The 21,053-nt window shown below is 68.6% G+C and carries 15 protein-coding genes; 11 read left to right on the top strand and 4 right to left on the bottom strand.

The window, feature by feature from the left end; genetic code table 11:
* Window positions 1–4: 4 nt before the first annotated feature.
* Window positions 5–490, bottom strand: a complete 486-nt coding sequence (locus ACQPYM_RS40055; RefSeq protein ID WP_433011928.1) for a GNAT family N-acetyltransferase — start codon at window positions 488–490, stop codon at window positions 5–7.
* A gap of 228 nt (window positions 491–718) precedes the next feature.
* On the opposite strand from ACQPYM_RS40055, the gene dnaK reads away from it, so the two are divergent.
* The 4 genes from dnaK to ACQPYM_RS40035 are packed head-to-tail and all read left to right on the top strand — an operon-like array spanning window position 719 to window position 4,957.
* Window positions 719–2,584, top strand: a complete 1,866-nt coding sequence (gene dnaK, locus ACQPYM_RS40050; RefSeq protein WP_433023486.1) for a molecular chaperone DnaK — start codon at window positions 719–721, stop codon at window positions 2,582–2,584.
* Window positions 2,581–3,297, top strand: a complete 717-nt coding sequence (gene grpE, locus ACQPYM_RS40045) for a nucleotide exchange factor GrpE (protein ID WP_433011925.1) — start codon at window positions 2,581–2,583, stop codon at window positions 3,295–3,297. Before dnaK ends, grpE begins: the two co-directional genes overlap by 4 nt.
* A gap of 29 nt (window positions 3,298–3,326) precedes the next feature.
* Window positions 3,327–4,499, top strand: coding sequence for a molecular chaperone DnaJ (gene dnaJ, locus ACQPYM_RS40040; protein ID WP_433011922.1), 1,173 nt, complete (start codon window positions 3,327–3,329; stop codon window positions 4,497–4,499).
* The gene (locus tag ACQPYM_RS40035) at window positions 4,499–4,957 is read left to right on the top strand and encodes a heat shock protein transcriptional repressor HspR (RefSeq protein ID WP_433011918.1); all 459 of its coding nucleotides are present in this window, start codon (window positions 4,499–4,501) and stop codon (window positions 4,955–4,957) included. The genes dnaJ and ACQPYM_RS40035 overlap by 1 nt, the downstream gene beginning before the upstream one ends.
* 51 nt (window positions 4,958–5,008) lie before the next feature.
* Here the strand turns inward: ACQPYM_RS40035 and ACQPYM_RS40030 are convergent, their stop codons facing one another.
* Together ACQPYM_RS40030 and ACQPYM_RS40025 are read right to left on the bottom strand one after the other, a co-directional pair.
* Window positions 5,009–6,208 carry a glycosyltransferase 87 family protein gene (locus ACQPYM_RS40030; RefSeq protein WP_433011915.1) on the bottom strand — a complete coding sequence of 400 codons (1,200 nt, stop codon included), beginning with the start codon at window positions 6,206–6,208 and terminating at the stop codon, window positions 5,009–5,011.
* Window positions 6,205–7,437: a glycosyltransferase 87 family protein gene (locus ACQPYM_RS40025; protein ID WP_433011912.1), complete on the bottom strand. Its 1,233-nt coding sequence runs from the start codon at window positions 7,435–7,437 to the stop codon at window positions 6,205–6,207. The genes ACQPYM_RS40030 and ACQPYM_RS40025 overlap by 4 nt, the downstream gene beginning before the upstream one ends.
* 143 nt (window positions 7,438–7,580) lie before the next feature.
* Here ACQPYM_RS40025 and ACQPYM_RS40020 point away from each other — a divergent pair, with 143 nt between their 5' ends.
* The 4 genes from ACQPYM_RS40020 to ACQPYM_RS40005 all read left to right on the top strand — a co-directional run bounded on the left by ACQPYM_RS40020 (window position 7,581) and on the right by ACQPYM_RS40005 (window position 13,364).
* Window positions 7,581–9,434, top strand: a complete 1,854-nt coding sequence (locus tag ACQPYM_RS40020; protein ID WP_433011909.1) for an ATP-binding protein — start codon at window positions 7,581–7,583, stop codon at window positions 9,432–9,434.
* Window positions 9,431–11,302: a sensor histidine kinase gene (locus tag ACQPYM_RS40015; RefSeq protein WP_433011906.1), complete on the top strand. Its 1,872-nt coding sequence runs from the start codon at window positions 9,431–9,433 to the stop codon at window positions 11,300–11,302. The genes ACQPYM_RS40020 and ACQPYM_RS40015 overlap by 4 nt, the downstream gene beginning before the upstream one ends.
* Complete coding sequence (locus tag ACQPYM_RS40010) at window positions 11,299–12,006, top strand: response regulator transcription factor (protein WP_433011904.1); 708 nt, start codon at window positions 11,299–11,301, stop codon at window positions 12,004–12,006. Before ACQPYM_RS40015 ends, ACQPYM_RS40010 begins: the two co-directional genes overlap by 4 nt.
* An 86-nt stretch (window positions 12,007–12,092) precedes the next feature.
* On the top strand, window positions 12,093–13,364 hold the full coding sequence (locus tag ACQPYM_RS40005) for a hypothetical protein (RefSeq protein ID WP_433011901.1): 1,272 nt from the start codon (window positions 12,093–12,095) through the stop codon (window positions 13,362–13,364).
* 42 nt (window positions 13,365–13,406) lie between these two features.
* Here ACQPYM_RS40005 and ACQPYM_RS40000 read toward each other — a convergent pair whose 3' ends face one another.
* Entirely contained in the window at window positions 13,407–17,126 is a 3,720-nt protein-coding gene (locus ACQPYM_RS40000) for a S8 family peptidase (protein ID WP_433011897.1), read from the bottom strand.
* Between the two features lie 256 nt (window positions 17,127–17,382).
* On the opposite strand from ACQPYM_RS40000, the gene clpB reads away from it, so the two are divergent.
* The 3 genes from clpB (at window position 17,383) to ACQPYM_RS39985 (ending at window position 21,017) form a co-directional block, all read left to right on the top strand.
* On the top strand, window positions 17,383–19,965 hold the full coding sequence (gene clpB, locus ACQPYM_RS39995) for an ATP-dependent chaperone ClpB (protein ID WP_433011894.1): 2,583 nt from the start codon (window positions 17,383–17,385) through the stop codon (window positions 19,963–19,965).
* A gap of 153 nt (window positions 19,966–20,118) precedes the next feature.
* Window positions 20,119–20,664, top strand: a complete 546-nt coding sequence (locus ACQPYM_RS39990; protein WP_433011892.1) for a hypothetical protein — start codon at window positions 20,119–20,121, stop codon at window positions 20,662–20,664.
* A complete protein-coding gene (locus ACQPYM_RS39985; RefSeq protein ID WP_433011889.1) occupies window positions 20,664–21,017 on the top strand; it encodes an ArsC/Spx/MgsR family protein in 354 nt (117 codons plus the stop codon). The genes ACQPYM_RS39990 and ACQPYM_RS39985 overlap by 1 nt, the downstream gene beginning before the upstream one ends.
* Window positions 21,018–21,053 lie beyond the last annotated feature (36 nt).

The following is a 21,053-nucleotide window of genomic DNA, read 5'->3' as shown; positions in this document are numbered from 1 at the left end:
GGCTTCAGTCCGCCAGTTCCTTGGAGAGCATGGCGCTGGTGGTGCCGTTGGGGCGGCGGAGTTTGCCTACCTCGACGAAGCCGCGGGCGGCGTGGAAGGCGAGGGACGGGTGGTCCGGTGGGTCGGACTGGACCCGGCAGACCAGGCGGTCGAACGGTTTGGCGGCGCGTTCGATGGCGCGGTAGACCGCCGTGGCGACGCCCTGGCGGCGGTACGCCTCGGCGACCACGATCCGGTCCAGGTGCAGGAAGCGGTCGGCGTAGGTGTTGACGAACCACTCGTAGTCGAGCGAGTCATGGGCGGAGCCGGGCGCGAAGGTGAGGACGAAGGCGGCGAGCTCGCCCTCGATCTCCACCACGGCGGCGTGGGCGGCGATCAGCCGGAGCCAGTCCAGCCGGTCCGGGCCCAGCGGGTCCGTCTGCTCGACGGCGGCGGCGTTCAGGGCGAGCACGGCCGGTTCGTCGGCTGACGTCAGGGGGCGGAGTTTCACAGGCACACCTTCCCACGGGGGACACCTTCCGCGGCAGGGGTCTGGTCAGGGCTTGACCCGCCTGAACCCGGAAAACCGGGGCTCAGGGTTGGGAATGACCCAGGGGTAGGGCAATGTTGAGCCAGGTGAACTCAAGTCTGCGGATCCTGACCGCGGTCCGATTTGAATCCGGGCCCCAGGATCGGCAAACTTGAGTCTGCATCACTCAACTTCGTGGAGGTAACGCACATGGCCCGCGCGGTCGGTATCGATCTCGGTACGACGAACTCCGTCATCGCCGTACTGGAAGGTGGCGAGCCCACCGTCATCCCCAACGCCGAGGGAGCCCGTACGACGCCCTCGGTGGTGGCCTTCGCCAAGAACGGCGAGGTCCTGGTCGGCGAGGTGGCCAAGCGCCAGGCCACCACGAACGTCGACCGCACGATCCGTTCGGTCAAGCGCCACATGGGCGAGGACTGGAACGTCTCGATCGACGGCAAGAAGTTCACCCCGCAGCAGATCAGCGCGTTCGTGCTGCAGAAGCTGAAGCGGGACGCCGAGGCGTACCTCGGGGAGCAGGTCACCGACGCGGTCATCACCGTGCCGGCCTACTTCTCCGACGCGCAGCGCCAGGCGACCAAGGAAGCCGGCGAGATCGCCGGGCTGAACGTGCACCGGATCGTCAACGAGCCCACCGCGGCCGCGCTGGCGTACGGCCTGGACAAGGGCACCGAGCAGACCATCCTGGTCTTCGACCTCGGCGGCGGCACCTTCGACGTGTCGCTGCTGGAGATCGGTGACGGTGTCTTCGAGGTGAAGGCCACCTCCGGAGACAACCACCTCGGTGGTGACGACTGGGACCAGCGGATCGTGCAGTGGCTGGTGACCCAGTTCAAGAACAAGAACGGCACCGACCTGTCCGGCGACAAGATGGCCATGCAGCGGCTGCAGGAAGCCGCCGAGAAGGCCAAGATCGAGCTGTCCAGCGCTGCCGAGACCTCGATCCACCTGCCGTACCTGAGCCTGACCGACTCCGGCCCGCTGCACCTGGAGGAGAAGCTCTCCCGGGCCGAGTTCCAGAAGCTCACCAACGACCTGCTGGAGCGCGCCCGCGCCCCGTTCAAGGCCGTCATCAAGGACGCCGGCGTCGACGTGTCGAAGATCGACCACGTCATCCTGGTCGGCGGTTCGACCCGGATGCCCGCGGTCGCCGAGCTGGTCAAGGAGCTGACCGGTGGCAAGGACCCGAACAAGGGTGTGAACCCGGACGAGGTCGTCGCCGTCGGCGCCTCGCTGCAGGCCGGTGTGCTGAAGGGTGAGGTCAAGGACGTCCTGCTGCTCGACGTGACCCCGCTGAGCCTGGGCATCGAGACCAAGGGTGGCGTGTTCACCAAGATCATCGAGCGCAACACCACGATCCCGACCAAGGGTTCGGAGATCTTCACCACCGCCGAGGACAACCAGCCGTCGGTGATGATCCAGGTCTACCAGGGCGAGCGCGAGATGGCCCGCGACAACAAGTCGCTCGGCAACTTCGAGCTGACCGGCCTGCCGCCGGCGCCGCGCAACGTGCCCCAGATCGAGGTCACCTTCGACATCGACGCCAACGGCATCGTGCACGTCAACGCCAAGGACCTTGCCACCGGCAAGGAGCAGCGGATGACCGTGACCGGTGGCTCGGCGCTGCCGAAGACCGACATCGACAAGATGGTCCGCGACGCCGAGCAGTACGCCGAGGAGGACCGCAAGCGCCGCGAGGCCGTCGAGTCCCGGAACCAGGCCGAGGGCCTGGTCTACCAGACCGAGAAGTTCCTGCAGGAGAACGAGGACAAGGTCCCCGACGACGTCAAGACCGAGGTCAAGGACGGCGTCGCGGAGCTGAAGAAGGCGCTCGAGGGTGAGGACGCCGACGCGATCAAGGCGGCGTCGGAGAAGCTCGCCCAGTCCAGCCAGAAGATGGGTGCCGCGATGTACGCGAACGCCCAGGCGGCCGGTACGTCGGACGAGAGCCCCTCCTCCGACGACAACGCGAACAGCGACGACGACGGTGTTGTCGACGCCGAGATCGTCGACGAGGAGCGCCCGCAGGACAAGAAGCCCGAGGATGACAAGTGACCGATCGCGACCCAGGCAGCGAGTTCGGCGACGGCGAGCCCGTCGTGCGGGACAAGCGCCGGATCGACCCGGAAACCGGCGCCCTTCGGGAGCCCGCTGAACACTCGGCGGACCCCGCAGGGGGCGTGGCGGCAGGCATGCCCGGTACGCCGGGCGCCCAGCCGCCGCGCGAGCCGTCCGACCTGACCGGGCCGTCAGCCCAGGAGGCCCTGTTGACCGAGGCGCTGGCCGAGCGTACGGCCGACCTGCAGCGACTGCAGGCGGAATACGTGAACTACAAGCGGCGGGTCGACCGGGACCGGGAGGCGAACCGCGAGGTCGTCATCGGGACGGTGCTGACCGAACTGCTGCAGACGTTGGACGACATCGGCCGGGCCCGCGAGGCCGGTGAGCTCGAAGGCGCCTTCAAGGCCGTCGCCGAGTCGGTGGAACGCGTCACGGAGAAGCTGGGCCTGGTGAAGTACGGCGAGGTCGGGGACCCCTTCGACCCGCGGATCCACGAGGCACTGCTGCACAACTATTCCGACGAGGTCGACGGTCCGACCGCGACGCTGGTCATGCAGCCGGGGTACCGCCTCGGCGAGCGGGTCCTGCGCGCGGCCCGGGTCGCCGTCTCGGAACCGACCGAGCAGCTCCCCGCCGATCAGGCGCCGGCCGATCAGGCTCCCGCCGACCAGGCCGGGTCCGGCGAGGCCGAGAAGCCAGCGGAGTAGGGCATTCTTCCCGAGGAGGTGAGGCGTCGATGAGTACGAAAGACTGGTTGGAGAAGGACTTCTACAAGGTTCTCGGCGTCTCCAAGACGGCTGAGCCGGACGAGATCAAGAAGGCCTACCGCAAGCTGGCACGCAAGTACCACCCGGACTCCAACTCCGGGGACGCGTCGGCCGAGGCCAGGTTCAAGGAGGTCTCCGAGGCGTACGACGTGGTCGGGGACGCCAAGAAGCGCAAGGAGTACGACGAGGCCCGCCGGCTGTTCGGCAGCGGCGGCTTCCGGATGCCCGGTGGGGCCGGTCAGGCAGGTGGACAGGGATTCGGCTTCGACGTCGGCGACCTGTTCAACCGGTCCGGCTCGACCGGCGGCGGAGGTCTCGGCGACATCCTGGGCGGGATGTTCGGCGGCGGCGGTGGTCGCACGACCACCACGTCGACGGCCCGTCCGCGCCGGGGTGCCGACATCGAGACCGAGGCGACGATCGAGTTCGCCGAGGCCGTCAACGGCGTCACCGTCGCACTCCGGATGACCAGCGACGAGCCCTGTAAGACGTGCCGCGGCACCGGGGCGAAGTACGGGACCGTGCCGAAGGTCTGCCTGAAGTGCGAAGGCACGGGCATGCAGACCTCCGTCCAGGGTGGCGTCTTCGCGATGACCGAGCCGTGCACCGAGTGCCGGGGGCGCGGTCTGGTCGTCGACGAGCCGTGCGAGACCTGCCACGGCTCCGGCCGCGGTCAGTCGAGCAAGACCATGCAGGTCCGCATCCCCGCGGGCGTGCAGGACGGTCAGCGGATCCGGCTGAAGGGCAAGGGTGCGGCCGGCGAACGAGGTGGCCCCGCGGGTGACCTCTACGTCAGCGTGCACGTCAAGCCGCACCGGATCTTCGGCCGGCAGGGTGAGCACCTGACCCTGGCGGTGCCGGTGAGCTTCACCGAGGCCGCGCTGGGTGCCGAGATCAAGGTCCCGACGCTCGACGGCCTGCCCGTCACGGTCCGGATCCCGGCCGGTACCGCGAACGGCAGCAAGTTGCGCGTTCGCGGCAAGGGCTCGGTCCGGCGGGACGGGTCGAAGGGCGATCTGCTGCTCACCATCGAGGTCCAGGTGCCGCACGAGCTGACCGACGAGCAGCGTACGAAGCTGCAGGAGTTCAGTACCGCGTCGGCTCAGCCCGATCTGCGTGCCGGGTTGTTCGGGAGTTCCTGATGGGCATCCCGTTCAGCCAGGTGCCGACCTGGGACGACCGGACCCCGATCTACGTGATCTCGGTGGCGGCCCAGCTGGCCGGCATGCACCCGCAGACTCTGCGGCAGTACGACCGGCTCGGGCTGGTGACGCCGAGCCGGGCGAGCGGGCGCGGGCGGCGCTACTCGGCGTACGACGTGGCCAAACTGCGGTACGTGCAGCACTTGTCGCAGGAGGAGGGGGTGAACCTGGCGGGGATCCGGCACATTCTCGAGCTCCAGTCGGAGGTCGAGGATCTGCGCCGCCGGGTGAACCAGTTGCTCGCCGAGGTCCAGCGCGGCGTCGGCGTCTCCCGGCAGCACACCCAGCGCAGCCGGGTCTTCTCGGCGGGGCCGGCCGGCGACGTGATCGCGATGGGCCGGCAGCAGGCCGCTGCCCGCTGGATCCGGACCCAGCCGCTGGAGCTGGGACCGCGTTGAGTTCTTGCCGGAGGCCGTTCCCCAGCGGCTTCCGGCTTTCCCCGGAGACTCTCACCCCCTCGGAGTCTCCGGCCCGGAGGCAGCTACCCCCGAGGCGCCTCCGGCACCGAGCCCCCGGCCGGTCCCTGCATATTCAGGCCCGGTCCGGGGGCCTCTTCGCGTAGCGGCGAACACCAGGAAGGCCAGTCCCAGCAGCACGTAGCTCGAACCGATCAGATGCTCGGGCAACGACCAGTGCCGGCCTTCGGGATCGAGCAACGTGTGCGGCCCGATCACGAACGGAATGGTTGCCAACAGCATCCAACTGCTCCGCTGCCACAGGTAGAGCGTCGCGGGAAGAATCCACACCCAGTGGTGCGACCAGCTGACCGGTGACGCGAGCAGACCCCAGACCGCGATCGCCAGTAGCGCGCGAACATCATCCCCCTCGGTCCTCGCGCGGCGAGCCGCAACTGTGGCCAGCACGCCGGTCGCCGCGACCAACGCGAGCCACAGCAGAGACCGGCCCGGCCCGTCCGCCATCACTCGGTGCAGGATCGCCTGGTAGCACTGGTTGAACGCATAGGTCGCCCCACCGATCCGAGCCGGGTCGAACAACACCCCGAACCAGTACTTCGCCGAGTCGGCCGGCGCGAGTGCCCCCGCGGTCAGGCTGAACCCGGCGAAGGAGGCGGACGCGACCAGGGCCGGGCGGAACTGGCGGCGTACCAGGAAGAACAGGATGAAGACGGCCGGGGTCAGCTTGATCGCGATCGCCAGGCCCAGCAGGAGTCCGCGGGGCCAACGGGTCTTCGGCAGCAGGCAGTCCAGGGCGACCAGACCCATCAGGATCAGGTTCACCTGGCCGAAGCCGATCGTGGAGCGCACCGGCTCGAGCACCATCGCCCCGGCCGACACCACCAGCCCGGCAAGCAGTGCGCGCTGGTTCCAGCCTGCGAGCCGCCATGAGACAACCAGAGCTGTTGCCGTCAGTCCTGCCACGCTGGCCAGGTTCATGAGGATTTCGGCGACCGTGAGCGGCAGCACCTCGAGACCGACGAACAGGATCGCGGCCAGCGGGGGATAGGTGAACGGCAACCGGATGCCAGGGACCAAGTCGGCGAAGTGCTCGGAGTACAGGCTGATCCCGTGCAGCCACGCGTAGCCGCCGGTCCGGTAGACCTTGAGGTCCAGCGAGCCCGCGTAGACGACGTACAGGAACGGCGTCAGCGCCAGCAGGGCAGCAACCGGTACTACGAACCGCCGGGTCATCGGCGTACCCGTCGACGGAACGCATAGGCCGCCAGCAGCAGGGAGACGACCGCGCAGACGGCGTACGAGTTGCCAAGGAACAGGTCGAACCCGCGGTGCGTGTACTCCCTGTCCCCCAGGTAGGGCGAGTGCCAGGGCAATCCGAAGGCGGTGGTAACCATCCAGAGTGTCGCCAACCCGGCCAGCACCCGTCGCCGGTGACCGGCGGCCTCGACGACGCGGAACCAGAGCAGGATGCAGATCGGAACTGCCCAGACCCAGTGGCCGGTCCAGGAGATCGGTGAGACGAGTACGCCGGTCAGAGCCGCCAGGATGATCGACTCGAGCCGGTAGCCGCTCTCGTACGCCCGCCGGGCTGCCAGGAAGCCGATGGTGCAGGTCAGGGCGACCGTGAGCAACCACATGGGTGCGATCCCGTCGATGCCGCCGGCCAGCCGCGCGAACACCCCACGCCAAGCCTGGTTGCTGATGAAGTGGGTGGCGCCGGGCCGGCTCGGATCGAAGATGTAGTGACCCCAGAATTGCCTGGAGCCGTCCGGCATCGCGACAGCACCGGCCACCATCGTCCCGACCGTCGCGGCCGAGGCGACAGCCGCTTCCCGGAACCGGCGCGTCACCAGCAGGTAGATGATGAAGATGCCCGGGGTCAGCTTGATCCCGGTGGCCACGCCGACCAGTACTCCGCGGAACCGGTACGGCAGGTGACCCAGCAGATCGACCAGCAGCAGAGCCAGCAGGATGAGGTTGATCTGGCCGAGGTCGAAGGACGACCGCACCGGCTCCAGAGCGATTCCCGCCATACCGACGGCCAGCCCGACGGCCGCCGTCCGTTGCCAAGGCCAACTGGGCCGGATGGCACGCACGGTCACCAACCCGATGATCAGCAGGCAGCTCGCCGACACCAGGGACATCACCACCCGGCCGGCCCCGGTACCGAGCAGCGCGATCGGAGCGAACACGAGCGCCGCGAACGGCGGGTAGGTGAACCCGAGTGCCATGTCGTCCGGGAACGCGTGGTGCGCGGTGTAGATGTCCTCACCGTGCAGGAAGGCCCGCGCGGCCACGACGTACACGCGCAGGTCGTACTGCAAGGCGTTCGGCGGCCAGTTCCACACACAGAAGGCCAGGAAGAGGGCGGCCGCGGCGGCGAGAAGCAGCACCGGGCGACGGGTGATCCTGGTGGTTGAGAGCCGGCCTTCTGAGGCGGCTCGGACAGGGCTGATGGTCATGCTCTCGACCCTCGCCGCCCGGCCCGGCCCGGCACATCGCCAGGACGAGCCAGCCTCGGTCAGCGGAACGGATGAGCCGCCACGCCCAGGTGTCACTCCAAAGAGTGACGGCCGGGACCCCTCCGGAGTCGCAGAATGAACGGGTGAGTGGACTGAGCACTGCCCCGAGCGCCAGCCTGCGTCGCCTCGGCGACAAGCCACGGCTGGTGGACGGGGTCCTCGGCCTGCTCGCCACACTCCTCTGTGCCATCGACCTGCTCGTGGTCGGCGGCAACGATCAGTGGTGGAGCGCCGACCGCTGGGCCGTGCTCCTCGTCGGCCTCGCCCCGGCCACACTGGCTGTCCACCGCCGCTGGCCGCTCCTGCCGGCCCCCGCGATCGCGCTGGCGTGCGTCCTCGCCTACCCGGTCGTCGAGCGTGCCTGGATCCTGATCGCCTGCCTGGCGATCGCCCTGTTCCTGCTGGCCATCGACCGCCCACCCCTGTACGCCGGTGCGGTGGCCGCGCTGGCTCTCCTCATCCCACCAACCGTTGCCTTGGTCAACTGGTCGCGGATCTCCGACCTGGTCGGCCTGCTGCCGGGGATCGAAGGGCCGGGCTGGTGGTTCCTCGGGTACTCCCAGAACCGTGAGCCGCTGTACGAGGATCCATTCGCGTGGTCCTCCGCGGAGTGGCTCTACCCGCTGCTGATCGGGGCCTGGCTGCTCGGCCTGGCCTGGAAGCGCCTGCCTGGCCTCCCGGCGATGCTGCGGCCGGTCAAGGACTTCGTCACCAACCCTGCCAACCAGCTGTGGCTGGACGGCGTTCTGGCTGCTGCCTTCGTCGCCGCGATGGTCTATGACCTCTCTAACCAGCGGGCAGGCGACTGGGAGGGAGTCAAGGGCTGGGTGGTGCTGCTCGCCTGCGCCGTACCGGCGTCGCTCACCGTACGCCGGGCAATCCCAGAGATCCCAGCGGTGGCGTTGGGTCTCGCCGGGCTCCTGGCGTACCCGCTGACGCAGACCCACTGGGTCCTGACGCCCGCTCTCGCCGTAGCGCTCTACTCGCTCGCTGTGTGGCGTCCGTGGCTGCAGTCGGTTCTAGTGGCGGCGGGAGGTCTGGTGGCACTCCCGGTGCTCAGCTGGGCCATCCAAGGCAAACCGGTCGTACGGCTGCTGATGACCAACGGTTGGACCGAGCTGAGCGACCTGCAGCGAGATGCGCTGGTCGGGCGGTCCTGGCCGGTCTGGTTGTCGGCCCTCATGCTGGCAGCCTGGTCGGTGGGCCTGCTGGTCCGGCTGGCGCGGGAGAACCGGCTGGCGGCGGCCCGCGAGGCTGACCTGGTCAAACAGAACCAGGAACGCGAGCAGGTCCAGGTACTTCTCGAAGGCCGGTCACAGATTGCGCGCGACCTCCACGACGTGGTCGCCCACCACGTGAACCTCATTGTGATCCAGGCCGAGACCGGGCCCGACCTGGTTCAGCGGGACGAACAGGACGTCCTGCAAGGGTTCCAGCGGATCGGCGATGCCGGACGTAAGGCCCTGGGTGAGCTGGACCGGATGCTGTCGGCTCTCCGCGACGCGCACGGCGTACCCGATCCGTCGCTGACCCCGCAACCGGGGCTGGCAGACCTGCGGCCTTTGACGGAAGGCCTGTCCGATCAGGGCCTGCCGGTCTCGCTGGAGGTGACCGGCGACCTCGAGCAGATCCCCGACGGGGTGCAGCTCACGGCGTACCGGTTGGTGCAGGAGGCGTTGACCAATGTGGTCAAGCACGCGCGAGCGGACGCAGTACAGGTGATGGTCGATGGTGGCGGCGACGGCCTCGAAGTGTGCATCACCGACAACGGGCGAGGCTTCGACCCCGACAGCCCACCCGACGGCAGACACGGCCTGACCGGCATGCGCGAACGCGTCCGGGTCCACGACGGCACCCTCACCATCACCTCCCACCCAGGAACCGGCACAACGATCACCGCCCTCCTCCCGCACTCCGAAGCGAAGGCCAAGGCATGAGCGCCCTGCTGCGCAAGCTCCTCGCGAGCCGGACGACGGACGTGGTGCTGGCCGTCATCGGTCTGGTCGTCACCCAGGTCTGGATCTACTTCCAGCCGGCCGCGTGGCCGAACGCTCCGGTCGTCATGGTCGCCGCGGTTGCACTCGCACCGGCCCTGATCGCCTTCCGCCGGGTCACTCCGGTGCTGGCCGCACTCGGGCTGGTTGCCGGTGCCTACTTGTCGCTCCTGCTCGGACCGACCAACTGGGTCCTGCTAGCCGGTGCCGCACTTGCGGTGTGGGCGTTGCCGAGACGCTGCCACCCGGTCACTGTGCTGGCGACTCTCGCCGCCGTCGCGGGTCTGCCGCTGCTGACGAACACGGCATGGGCTGCCTTTCTGCAACAGCTCTACGTCGATCAGGACATCCGCCGGGACATCTTCGACGTAGTGCTTCGTGGGATCACTGCGAACCGGTTCGAGCGGTTGCTGCTCGGGGGCTGGCCATGGTGGCAGTCGCTGGCGCTGCTACTGGTCGGCCTGGTTGCCATCGCCGTCTCGCTGCAGCATCGGCGGCCGAGAGCACGCCGGGACAGGTGGTGGCGACTGGACGAGCTGCCCCGCTTCCTGGTTGCCAGCGAGCACTCCCGGGCGCTCAACGTGCTGCTGGCCTTTACCGCCACCCAGGCGATCTTCCTGGAGCTCTGGCGCGACCGGTACTGGGGCAACTGGTGGTCCGCGCCGGACTGGATGCCGTACGCGATCGCCTGCACGGGTTTCGTCCTCGTACTGCGCCGGCGCCTGCCGTCCCTCGTGGTGGGTGTGCTCGCCCTCACTTCGCTGGTGACGTACTGGCAGACCTCGACCAGCTGGAGTGTGCTCGCGGCGTTCTCGATCGCGCTCTACAGCCTCGCGGTGCACCGCCCGCTGAAGATCTCGTTGCCGGTGGCATCCATTCCGCTGGTCGTCCTGCCGGTGCTGGCCGAGCTGGCCCGGTACCAGCAGATGATCTGGCTCTTCCCCGAGCTGGCCCGCCAGCCGGTGACCGATGGCTTCCACAACGTTGCCTACGAACACGTCGTGGACCGGCAGTGGCCGGCGACGTTGTCGCTGATCCTGGCGTTGCCGGTGTGTGTCGGCGTTCTCGTCCGGGTCTACTCGCGCTATCGCAAGGCTGCTGCCCGGGAAGCTGCGCTGGAGCAGCTCGCCGCGGAGCAGGACGCCGCGAAGGCGGTGCTGACCGAGCGGTCACACGTCGCGCGGGATCTGCACGACATCGTCGCGCACGCGGTGAACCTGATGGTGATCCAGGCCGAGACCGGGCCGGACCTCTTGCTCCGCGACGATCGCGAGGTGCTCGACGGGTTCCAGCGGATCGGTGATGCCGGCCGGCGCGCGCTCGGCGAGTTGGACCGGTTGTTGTCGGCACTGCGCGATGCTGACGGGGTTCCGGATCCCCAGTTGACGCCCCAGCCAGGGCTCGCGGAGTTGCGGCAACTGGTGGAGGTCGTGTCGCACGATCGCCTGACGGTCGAGCTGGAGCTGCTCGGTGATCCCGATCGGCCGCCGGCCGGGCACCAGCTGACGGCGTACCGGGTGGTGCAGGAGGCGTTGACGAATGTGGCGCGGCATGCCAAGGCGACGAGAGTGACGGTGCTGGTGAAGGTCGACGGAGCGGGGATCGTGGTGCGGGTGACGGACGACGGCGAGGGGTTCGATCTGGACGCGGCGGGCAGTGCCGGCCGGCACGGGCTGGCCGGGATGCGCGAGCGGGTGCGGATCCACTCCGGTGAGTTCGAGATCAGGACGGCGCCGGGTGAGGGCACGACGGTCGCCGCGCGCATCCCCGTCGGTACTCCGGCAGGCGTTACCGGCAAGGGTGTCCAGTGAGCGCCGGTAGCGAGGCGATTGTGCCTGCCGGGGCCTCGGGCGGGCCGATCAAGGTGATGGTGGTGGACGACCAGGATCTGGTTCGGGACGGGATTGCGATGATTCTGGACGGGCAGCCGGATATCGAGGTGGTGGCGCAGGCCGTCGACGGTGCGGCCGCGATCCGGCAGGCGGCCGCGGTACTGGATCTCGCGGTGGTGCTGATGGACGTGCGGATGCCGGTGATGGACGGGATCGAGGCGACCCGGCGACTGGCCGCCGGGCCGAACGCGCCGCGGGTGCTGATCCTGACCACTTTCGATCTCGACGAGTACGTGTACGACGCGTTGCGGGCCGGTGCGAGTGGCTTCCTGCTGAAGCGGTCGTCGCGGGACGAGCTGATCAACGCGGTCCGGGTGATCGCGGCCGGCGACGCGTTGCTCGCACCACCGGTGACGCGGCGGCTGATCGACCGGTTCGCCGACAGCCGCCTCGACCCGGCGGTGGCTGCCCAGCTCGATGTGCTGACCGCGCGCGAACGGGAGGTGCTCGTCCTGGTCGCCAAGGGCAACTCCAACGCGGAGATCGCGGCCGAGCTGCACCTGACCGACCACACGGTGAAGACGCATGTCAGCCGGATGCTCGCCAAGACCGGACTGCGCGACCGGGTCCAGGCGGTGATCCTGGCGTACGACGCGGGGCTGGTGACCGCGGGCCAGCGCTGATCGTCAACCATTGACGGCCGACGGGAAGCACCGGAAGGATACCTGCGACGCCGCTGCAGCCAGCGCCCCGTGAGAACGAGGAACGCATGACGAAGCTAGCCGCAGTACCTGTACTCGTCCTGTCCGCCGCCCTCCTGACAGCACCGGCCGCCGCGCACGCCACGACGGCCGCCGCCACCTATTACCTCGACTCTTCCGCCGGCAACGACTCCGCGGCCGGTACCAGTAGCGCGACCGCCTGGCGCAGTCTCGCCAAGGTAAACGGATTCGCCTTCCAGCCCGGAGACCGGATCAGCTTCAAACGAGGTGGTTCCTGGACCGGCACGCTCACGCTGTCGCGCTCCGGTACTGCGAGCAACCCGATCGTGGTCCAGGCCTACGGCACCGGCAACCTGCCGGTCGTCGGCGGGCCCGTCACCAACTGCGTCCAGGTCACCGGCTCGTACTGGTTCATCGGCGATCTGCGCGCCAGCGGGTGCAACTGGGCCGGGTTCGAACTGTTCGGCGACAACATCGTGATGGACACCATCCAGGCCGATGCCAACGTCACCGGAGTCTCGATCGTCGACGGTTCGGACCGCAACACGATTCGCTGGAGCACGATCAAGAACAACACCAAGATGAGCGTGCTGACACCGAAGGACGTGCATCCCGACGACGACTCCGGCGCCTTCGGGTTCCTGGTGCACGGCAACGACAACGTGATCAGCCGTAACGTGATCAGCGGCCATTACGCGTTCAGCTACGACTACGGTTTCGACGGCGCCGCGGTCGAGATCTTCAACGGCAACCGGAACCGGATCGAGTACAACACGACGTCGGACAACGAGACCTTCACCGAGCTCGGCCGCAACGGCACGGGCAAGACGGCCGACGGCAACGTGTTCGGCTACAACAGCGTCACCTCGACCAAGGCGCAGGCCGGCTTCCTGGTCACCCGCGGCGCCGGCAGCAACGTCGGGCCGGTGCGCGGCACGGTCGCGGTGAACAACTCCGTCTACCTGCCGAACGGCGATGGCTTCAGTTGTGATGCCGGCTGCGGCGCGGACATCCTCAAACTCCGCAGCAACATCATCAAGGTCGGCAAGAAGGTCGGCTACGAGGATGCCTTCGACAGTGGCGATCCGGCCGACAGCGCCGACGAGAATCGTGGCGTGTACTCGGGTAGTCAGTACCAGTTCACCCTTGGTCCGAACTCGGTGAAGGCCGACCCGCTCTTCACCAGCGGGACAGACCTGCGCCCGAAGGCCGGCAGCCCGGCCATCGGGCGCGGTGAGAACGCCGGGTTCGCCTACGACCTGGCCGGCAAGTCTCTTGCCGGCGTGGACCGTTGGGACGCCGGCGCGTATCAGTCCTGAGCCTTGCGGGGGTGGAGCTTGCTGGGCTCCACCCCCTTTCGTTCACTTCAGCCCGTAGGCCTTGGTCACCTGCTGTTCGAGCTTGCCACCGTCCTCATCGGTGGCGGTCAGCCGGAGTGACGGTGCGTTGCCGACCTGGCTCGCCGGGTACGTGACGGTGGTGATGTATTTGCCGTCAGCAACTTTTCTGAGCGGCAACGCTGTCCACTGCGTACCGTCGTACGACAGCTCCAGCTTGGCTGAGGTGAACTTGGCCTTGCTGCTCGAGCCTGCCTGATGGCGCAGGCCGAAGGTGATGACCGTCGGCTTGCCGGTCTTCACCTGGTTGAGGTCGTCGGCCTGCGGCACGTCGAGATCGGCCAGCACCAGCGGCATCACCTCTGTCGTGGCACCGCTGGACTTGAACGACCAGACCGACTTCACCTCGGTCGAGTACTTCCAGAAGGCGTTCTCCCGCCGCGCGTCCAGGATCACCCGGTACTGCGCGGCGTCGGCGGGCGTGTCCACGAACACCGCGGGCTCGCTCGCCGAGGCGATCTCCTCTCCGTTGCGCTCAACCGAAAGAGCGAACTCGCCCACTCCCGAGAAGGGATCGGCGAACTCGGCCGGACCGCGCCGGAACGGGCTGAGCATGACCACCAGACCGCTCTCTTCCCGACTGACGAAGGCGGACTGGGTCGGAGTGGCCGGCAGACCGCTGTTCTCCACCGGTGCGATCCAGCGCTCGGTGGTCCGGGTGCCCGCTCGATAGGTCTTGTCGGGCGTGAGCGTGTTGGCGTTGAAGCCGCCGTTGTCCAGCACGAGCGAGCTGGTCCACCGGATGCCGTTGGCCAGCACGTACGAAGTACGGCGTAGTGGGGTGGGCAGAACCGGAGGGAGCCAGGTGCCGAAATAGCTTCCCATCGGGGTGGTTGCCGCTCGTGCCTCGGAGACCAGGGTGCCCTTGGTATGGGCGCCGATGATTTCGTCCACGCGGGCCAGCTGGGCCGGTTTGAGGACGAGGTGTACGCCGGCCGGAATGTGGTTCGCCCAGGGCTGTGCGTAGTCGTAGACGACCGGAGTCGAGGCAGTGCCGGTCAGCTTGACCGAGACCGGCCCGGTCTTCAGTTGCTCGATCATGGCCAGCGCGTGTTTGCGCGAAGTACGGAAGGCCGGGATCTTGGCCTCCGGCGGTTCGCCGTACGCCCAGAACGAGAAGACGCCGCTGTTGCCGGGGATGTCCGGGTTGTAGAGCAGTGCGGCGGCCGCGCCGGCGTCCTCGGCGAGCTTCACCATTTGCCCGTTGTAGCGGGGATCCGCGTCGCTGTGCCGGATCAGGGCGAGCTTGCCCCGGGCTCCGTCGAGCTCACCCGGGTTCGCCGCGCCGGCGTCGTACAGCTGCAGGGTTTTGGTGCCGGTGAACCTCGGCCCGAAGACGAAGTCCGTCGCGTCGATCGGCTGGCCGCCGACCACCGTCGCCTGGTACGGCGGAACTTCCAGCCGGCCGCCGGTGGAGAACTCGCTGGTGCCGATCGTCGCCTTCGCGGTCGGGCTGGCCGCGAGTGTGCGGGGTGCGCCGCTGAGCGAGATCCCGTTGCCTCCGGCAAGCAAACCGTCGGAGCCGGTGCGCAGGTAGGAGATGCCGACCGACCGAGGTCGCAGGTCGGGGCGGCCCTGGGCCGTCGTCGTGACCGGAACGGTCTTGCGGCCGTCGAGCGTGATCGTGGTGTCCTTGGCCACCGTCGTCTCCGGGCTGCTGACCAGGTCGAACCGTTGGGGCGTGGAGTCGGTCGCCGCGCCGAACATGATCATGTTCGCCTCGTACTTGCCCGGTGGCACCCGAACGGTCGCCTTCCCGTTCCGCATCGGCAGGCCGAACGGGCCGAGGTCGAGCGGCTCGCCGTCGAGACGGCTGATGATCACGTCGCCGCCGGCGGGACTGCCGTCGTGCTCGATGCCGTCGATGGTCAGGTCGTACAGCTCGGCCTCGGCGTACCAGCCGATGGTGGTCACGATCGGGTCGGAGCCGGCCGCGGTCGCGGTGATCCGGCCGGAGAAGGTGCCCGGGCCGGCGGCGGCACGATCAGCCGTGACCGTCACCTTCGCTTCACTGTTGGCCGGTACTACGAGTTGGGTCGCGCTGAGCCTCGGAGCCGGCTCCATCGTTGTGGCGAGGCTGAGCGCGACCGGCGTACTGGTGGGGTTGTGGTAGGTCAGTTCGCGGCTCACCAGGTCTGTTGCCGGGTAGGGCCAACGGAGGATGCCGAGCTCCAGCTCGCCGGTGTCGACCGTGACTGTCGCGTCGCTGGCTTGGTCGGCGTCGACGCGTCCGGCGCCTTGTTCGTCGACCCGGCTGCCTTGTTGCGGGTCAGCTGTCGAGATGAGGCGGGCCTTGAGTTGTGCGGCCTTCCAGGCTGGGTTGGCCTGGGCGACCAAGGCTGCGGCACCGGCGACGTGAGGGCTTGCCATCGAGGTGCCGCTGAGGGTTGTGTAGTTGTCGCCGACCGGTTCGCCGCCGTTGGTTCCGGCGGCGCGGGCGGCGACGATGTCGGTGCCTGGCGCGGAGATCTCCGGCTTGAGTGCGCCGTCGCCCTTGCGGGGTCCACGGCAGGACGACCGGTTGAGCGAACCGTCCCGCTCGAGGTTGCCGACGGCCAGCGCGTCGTCTGCCGCGGCCGGTGTGCTGACCTGGAACTGGGCCGAGCTGAAACAGTTGCCTGCGGCAATGACGAACAGGGCGCCGGAGGAGCGGCTGAGGCGGTTGACGGCCTGTGAGAGGTCGTCGGTGCCGTCGCTGGGGCCGCCGCCGAGGCTCATGTTGATGACCGAGGCGCCCTGGGCCGCGGCCCACTCCATCCCGGCGATGATGCCGGAGAACTCGCCGTTGCCGTCGTCGTCGAGGACCTTGGCGTTCAGCAGGGTCGCTTCGGGGGCGACACCTTTGTACCTGCCGCCCGACGCGGCGCCGGTGCCTGCCGTGATGCTCGCGACGTGGGTGCCGTGACCGTTGTGGTCGACCGCGTCTTCGGTGGGGGTGAAGTTCTCGGCCGCGCCGATCCGGCCCGCGACGTCGGGGTGCGTCGGGTCGATGCCGGTGTCGAGGACGGCGACCTTCACGCCCTTGCCGGTCAGGCCGCGCTGCCAGGCGGCCGGCGCGCCGATCTGGGGGACGCTCCGGTCGAGTTGCACCTTGACCTTACGGTCCAGGGAGATGCGCTGGATGGTGGTTTTGTTGCGGGGGGTCAGGGAGCGCCAGAAGTCGGTGGTCTTGGTGAGGGCGGCGGACTTGGCTCCGAGGCTGGTGAGCACGCGGGTCTTGGTCGCGCCCGGGACCGGGGTCTGCTTGGCCTGGGCGAGTGCGCCGGCGGCGGTTCCGGAGTACCGGATGATGACCGGGAGTGTCTTGCTGCTCGCGTCGTCGCGGCCCTCGGCGATCAGGGTGGTGACGTCGAAGAGGGTGCGGTCGAGCCGGCCGGCCAGGACATCGGCCGAGGCGGCGGACGGTACGACGTACGTGTGGCCGCCGGAGTAGCTGGTGACGGCCGAGTCGGAGCGGCTGCCGGGGACCGGCTCGAAGCTGACCTGGTCGGGGCGGCCCGGGGTTGTGGTGATCCGGACTCGGTCGCCGGTGATCAGGGTGAGCCGGCTTGTCGTTGCTTTGGATGTTTTGGGTGCGCTGGTGGGGTTCGCCGGGTGGGTCGGAGAGGCGGCTTGGGCCGGTGGGGTCAGGGCGAGGGCCAGGGCGGTGGCCAGCAAGGGCGGGATCCAGCGATGGCTGGGCAAGGCGGTCCTCCAAGGGGCACAAGGGCGTGTGTGCGGGAGACGCGATTCGGGGTGCGGAAGGTTCGGATTTTCGTCGTTCCGGAAAATGTCGGCGCTGTCTGGCACAGTCCGTAGTCGTTGGTTGCTCGCTGTCATCGCCGGCTCGGGGAATCCCTGAGTTATCCCCAGGTTTCGACAGAGTTGAGTGGAATGGACTCAAGTCTGGATAAGTTGTTAGTAGTAGGACTTGTCATTGAGCTTGAGAGGCTGGAACCAGATGGATGTTCAGCGGTTGACGACGCTGGCCCGGGAAACCCTGTCGGTCGCGATCCGTCAGACCTCCGCGGCGGGCAACCCGACCGTGGAACCGATTCACCTGTTGTCGGCACTGCTCGCGCAGCCCGAGGGGACCACCGTCGGTCTCCTGGAGGCGGCCGGCGGTGACCTCGACGCGGTACGCCGCCGGACGGCGGAGCAACTGGCCCGGTTGCCCAAGGCGAGCGGCGGCAGCGTGCAGGCGCCCAGCCTGTCGCAGCGGACGAGTGACGTGCTGAACCAAGCCGAGCAGCGCGCGCTGGGGCTGGGGGACGAGTTCGTCTCCACCGAGCACCTGCTGATCTCGCTGGCCACCGTCGAGGGTGTCGCGCAGACCGCGCTGGGAGTGACCGCGGACGCTCTGCTGCAGGCGTTCGACTCGATGCGGGGGAACCGGCGGATCACCTCTCCCGAGGCCGAGGGAACGACCAAGACGCTGGAGAAGTACGGCGTCGACCTGACCGAGCGGGCCCGCGACGGCAAGCTCGACCCGGTGATCGGCCGGGACTCCGAGATCCGTCGCGTCGTCCAGGTGCTGTCCCGGCGGACCAAGAACAACCCCGTCCTGATCGGTGAGCCCGGCGTCGGCAAGACCGCCGTCGTCGAAGGGCTGGCCCAGCGGATCGTGGCCGGCGACGTGCCGGAGTCCCTGCGCGGCCGCCGGCTGATCAGCCTCGACCTCGGCGCGATGGTCGCCGGCGCGAAGTACCGGGGTGAGTTCGAGGAGCGGCTGAAGGCGGTGCTGACCGAGATCAAGGAGTCCGACGGCCAGATCATCACCTTCATCGACGAGCTGCACACGGTCGTCGGCGCGGGTGCGTCCGGTGAGGGCGCGATGGACGCCGGCAACATGCTCAAGCCGATGCTGGCCCGCGGTGAGCTGCGGATGATCGGCGCGACGACCCTGGACGAGTACCGGACGCGCATCGAGAAGGACCCGGCGCTGGAGCGACGGTTCCAGCAGGTGTTCGTCGGCGAGCCGTCGGTCGAGGACTCGATCGCGATCCTGCGCGGGCTGAAGGAGCGTTATGAGGCGCACCACAAGGTCGCCATCTCCGACAGCGCGCTGGTCGCGGCCGCGACACTGTCCAACCGCTACATCAGCGGCCGGCAGCTGCCCGACAAGGCGATCGACCTGGTCGACGAGGCCGCCTCCCGGCTGCGGATGGAGATCGACTCCTCGCCGGTCGAGATCGACTCGCTGCGCCGGACGGTCGACCGGCTGAAGATGGAGGAGCTTGCGCTGTCCCGCGAGGAGGACGCCTCGTCGCAGGACCGGCTGGCCCGGTTGCGGGCCGATCTGGCCGACCGCGAGGAGGAGCTGCGCGCGCTCGAAGCCCGCTGGGAGAAGGAGAAGTCCGGCCTGAACCGGGTCGGTGAGGTCAAGGAGCGGATCGACGAGCTGCGCGGCCAGGCCGAGCGCGCCCAGCGCGACGGCGACCTGGAAACCGCGGCCAGGATCCTGTACGGCGAGATTCCCGAGCTGACCAAGGAGCTCGAGGCCGCGGCCGCCGAGCCCGAGGTCACCGACGGACCGGACGCGATGGTGAACGAGGAGGTCGGGCCGACCGAGATCGCCGAGGTGATCGCGATGTGGACCGGCATCCCGACCGGCCGGCTGCTCGAGGGCGAGACCGGCAAGCTGCTCCGGATGGAGGACGAGCTGGGTCGCCGGCTGATCGGGCAGCGCGAGGCGGTCAAGGCCGTCAGCGACGCGGTCCGGCGGGCCCGCGCGGGCATCTCCGACCCGGACCGGCCGACCGGTTCGTTCCTGTTCCTGGGCCCGACGGGTGTGGGTAAGACCGAGCTGGCCAAGGCGCTCGCGGACTTCCTGTTCGACGACGAACGCGCGATGGTGCGGATCGACATGTCGGAGTACGGGGAGAAGCACAGCGTCTCGCGGCTGGTCGGTGCGCCACCCGGCTACGTCGGTTACGAGGAGGGCGGTCAGCTGACCGAGGCGGTCCGCCGCCGGCCCTACTCGGTGATCCTGCTGGACGAGGTGGAGAAGGCGCATCCCGAGGTCTTCGACATCCTGCTGCAGGTGCTCGACGACGGGCGGCTGACGGACGGTCAGGGCCGGACGGTCGACTTCCGCAACGTCATCCTGGTGCTGACCAGCAACCTGGGCTCGGCGTACCTGGCGGACATGTCGATCGACGACATCGCCAAACGCGACCAGGTGATGAGCGTGGTGCGGCAGGCGTTCAAGCCGGAGTTCATCAACCGGCTGGACGAGATCGTCCTGTTCGACGCGCTCGGCAGCGAGGAGCTGACCAAGATCGTCGGCCTCCAGATCACCGCCCTGCAGAAGCGCCTAACCGACCGCCGAATCACCCTGGACGTAGGCGAAGACGCGATGGAATGGCTAGCCCTCACCGGCTACGACCCGGTCTACGGCGCCCGCCCCCTCCGCCGCCTGGTCCAGTCAGCCATCGGCGACGAACTAGCCCGAGGCCTCCTGGCCGGCACCATCCGAGACGGCGACACAGTCCAAGTCCACCTCAACGAAGCCAAAGACGCCCTAGACGTAACCACCCCCTAACAGGCACCGCCCCGGCGCCGGATCATCTGAGCTGGCGCCGGGCCCGGCCCTCTCCGGGGTCGGGGCCTGCCATCGCCACCGCGCAGTGCGTGGTTGTTTTGTTGTGGTCTGGGAGGATCGGGGTAGCGACTGGTGGAAGGAACTGTGTAGGAGATGAGCGACCAGTACGGTGGCGGGTCTGCCGACGAGCGGCCGGGGCCCTATCAGGGCTCCTACGGTTCGTCCGGTCAGCAACCGCCACCACAGCAGACGCCGTACGGCGGACAGCCCGGGCCGTACGGCGGTGCCTTCGGGGAGAACCCGTACTCCTCGCTGCCCGGCCCCGCCGCGGCACCTCAGCAGGTGAAGATCGCCTCGACGATCTCGCTGGCTCTCGGTGCCCTCTGCGTACTGCTCGGCCTGTTCACCCTCACCTCGGCCGGCTCAGAGATCGCCAACGTGCTCACCGGCGATCCGTCCGCCAAGGGAATGGTTGTCGCGGTCATCCTCATCACCAGCGTTGCGTACATCCTCCCGGCGATCTTCCTCCGCAAACGCCGCCGCTGGGCCCGCACGATGCTGATCGTCGTCGCCGCGCTGGGCATCGCCGGCGGCATCACCGCCCTGCCCGCCTCGATCCTCGGCCTGGCGCTCCACGGAACGCTGCTCTACCTGATGCTGCAGGAGCCCACCAAACGCTGGTTCCAGGGGCCGCGCTGATGGAGATCTGGATCAACCCGGCCTGCTCCAAGTGCCGAGCCGCCACCGCAGCGCTCGACGAAGCAGGCGTCACCTACACGGTCCGCCGCTACCTGGACGACCCACCCACGGCCGAGGAACTCGAAGCAGTCCTGACCCGCCTCAACCTCGACCCCTGGCACATCGTCCGCATGAACGAATCCGCAGCCGCCCCACTGAAGTCCCTCCCCAAGGACCCGGCCCACCGCGCCGACTGGATCGAGGCGATGGTCACCAACCCGATCCTCATCCAACGCCCCATCCTCACCACCGACGACGGCACAACAGCCATCGCCCGAGACCCCGAAACCCTCACCCGCCTCCTCACCAACTGACTCAACAGTTGGCGGACATCCAGGCGGGCTGGACGT

The organism is Kribbella sp. CA-294648 (genome assembly GCF_050943845.1).
In the GTDB taxonomy this organism is placed as follows: Bacteria; Actinomycetota; Actinomycetes; order Propionibacteriales; family Kribbellaceae; genus Kribbella.
Note: the sequence above shows the minus strand (reverse complement) of the source record. Positions and strands in the feature narration are given on the sequence as shown.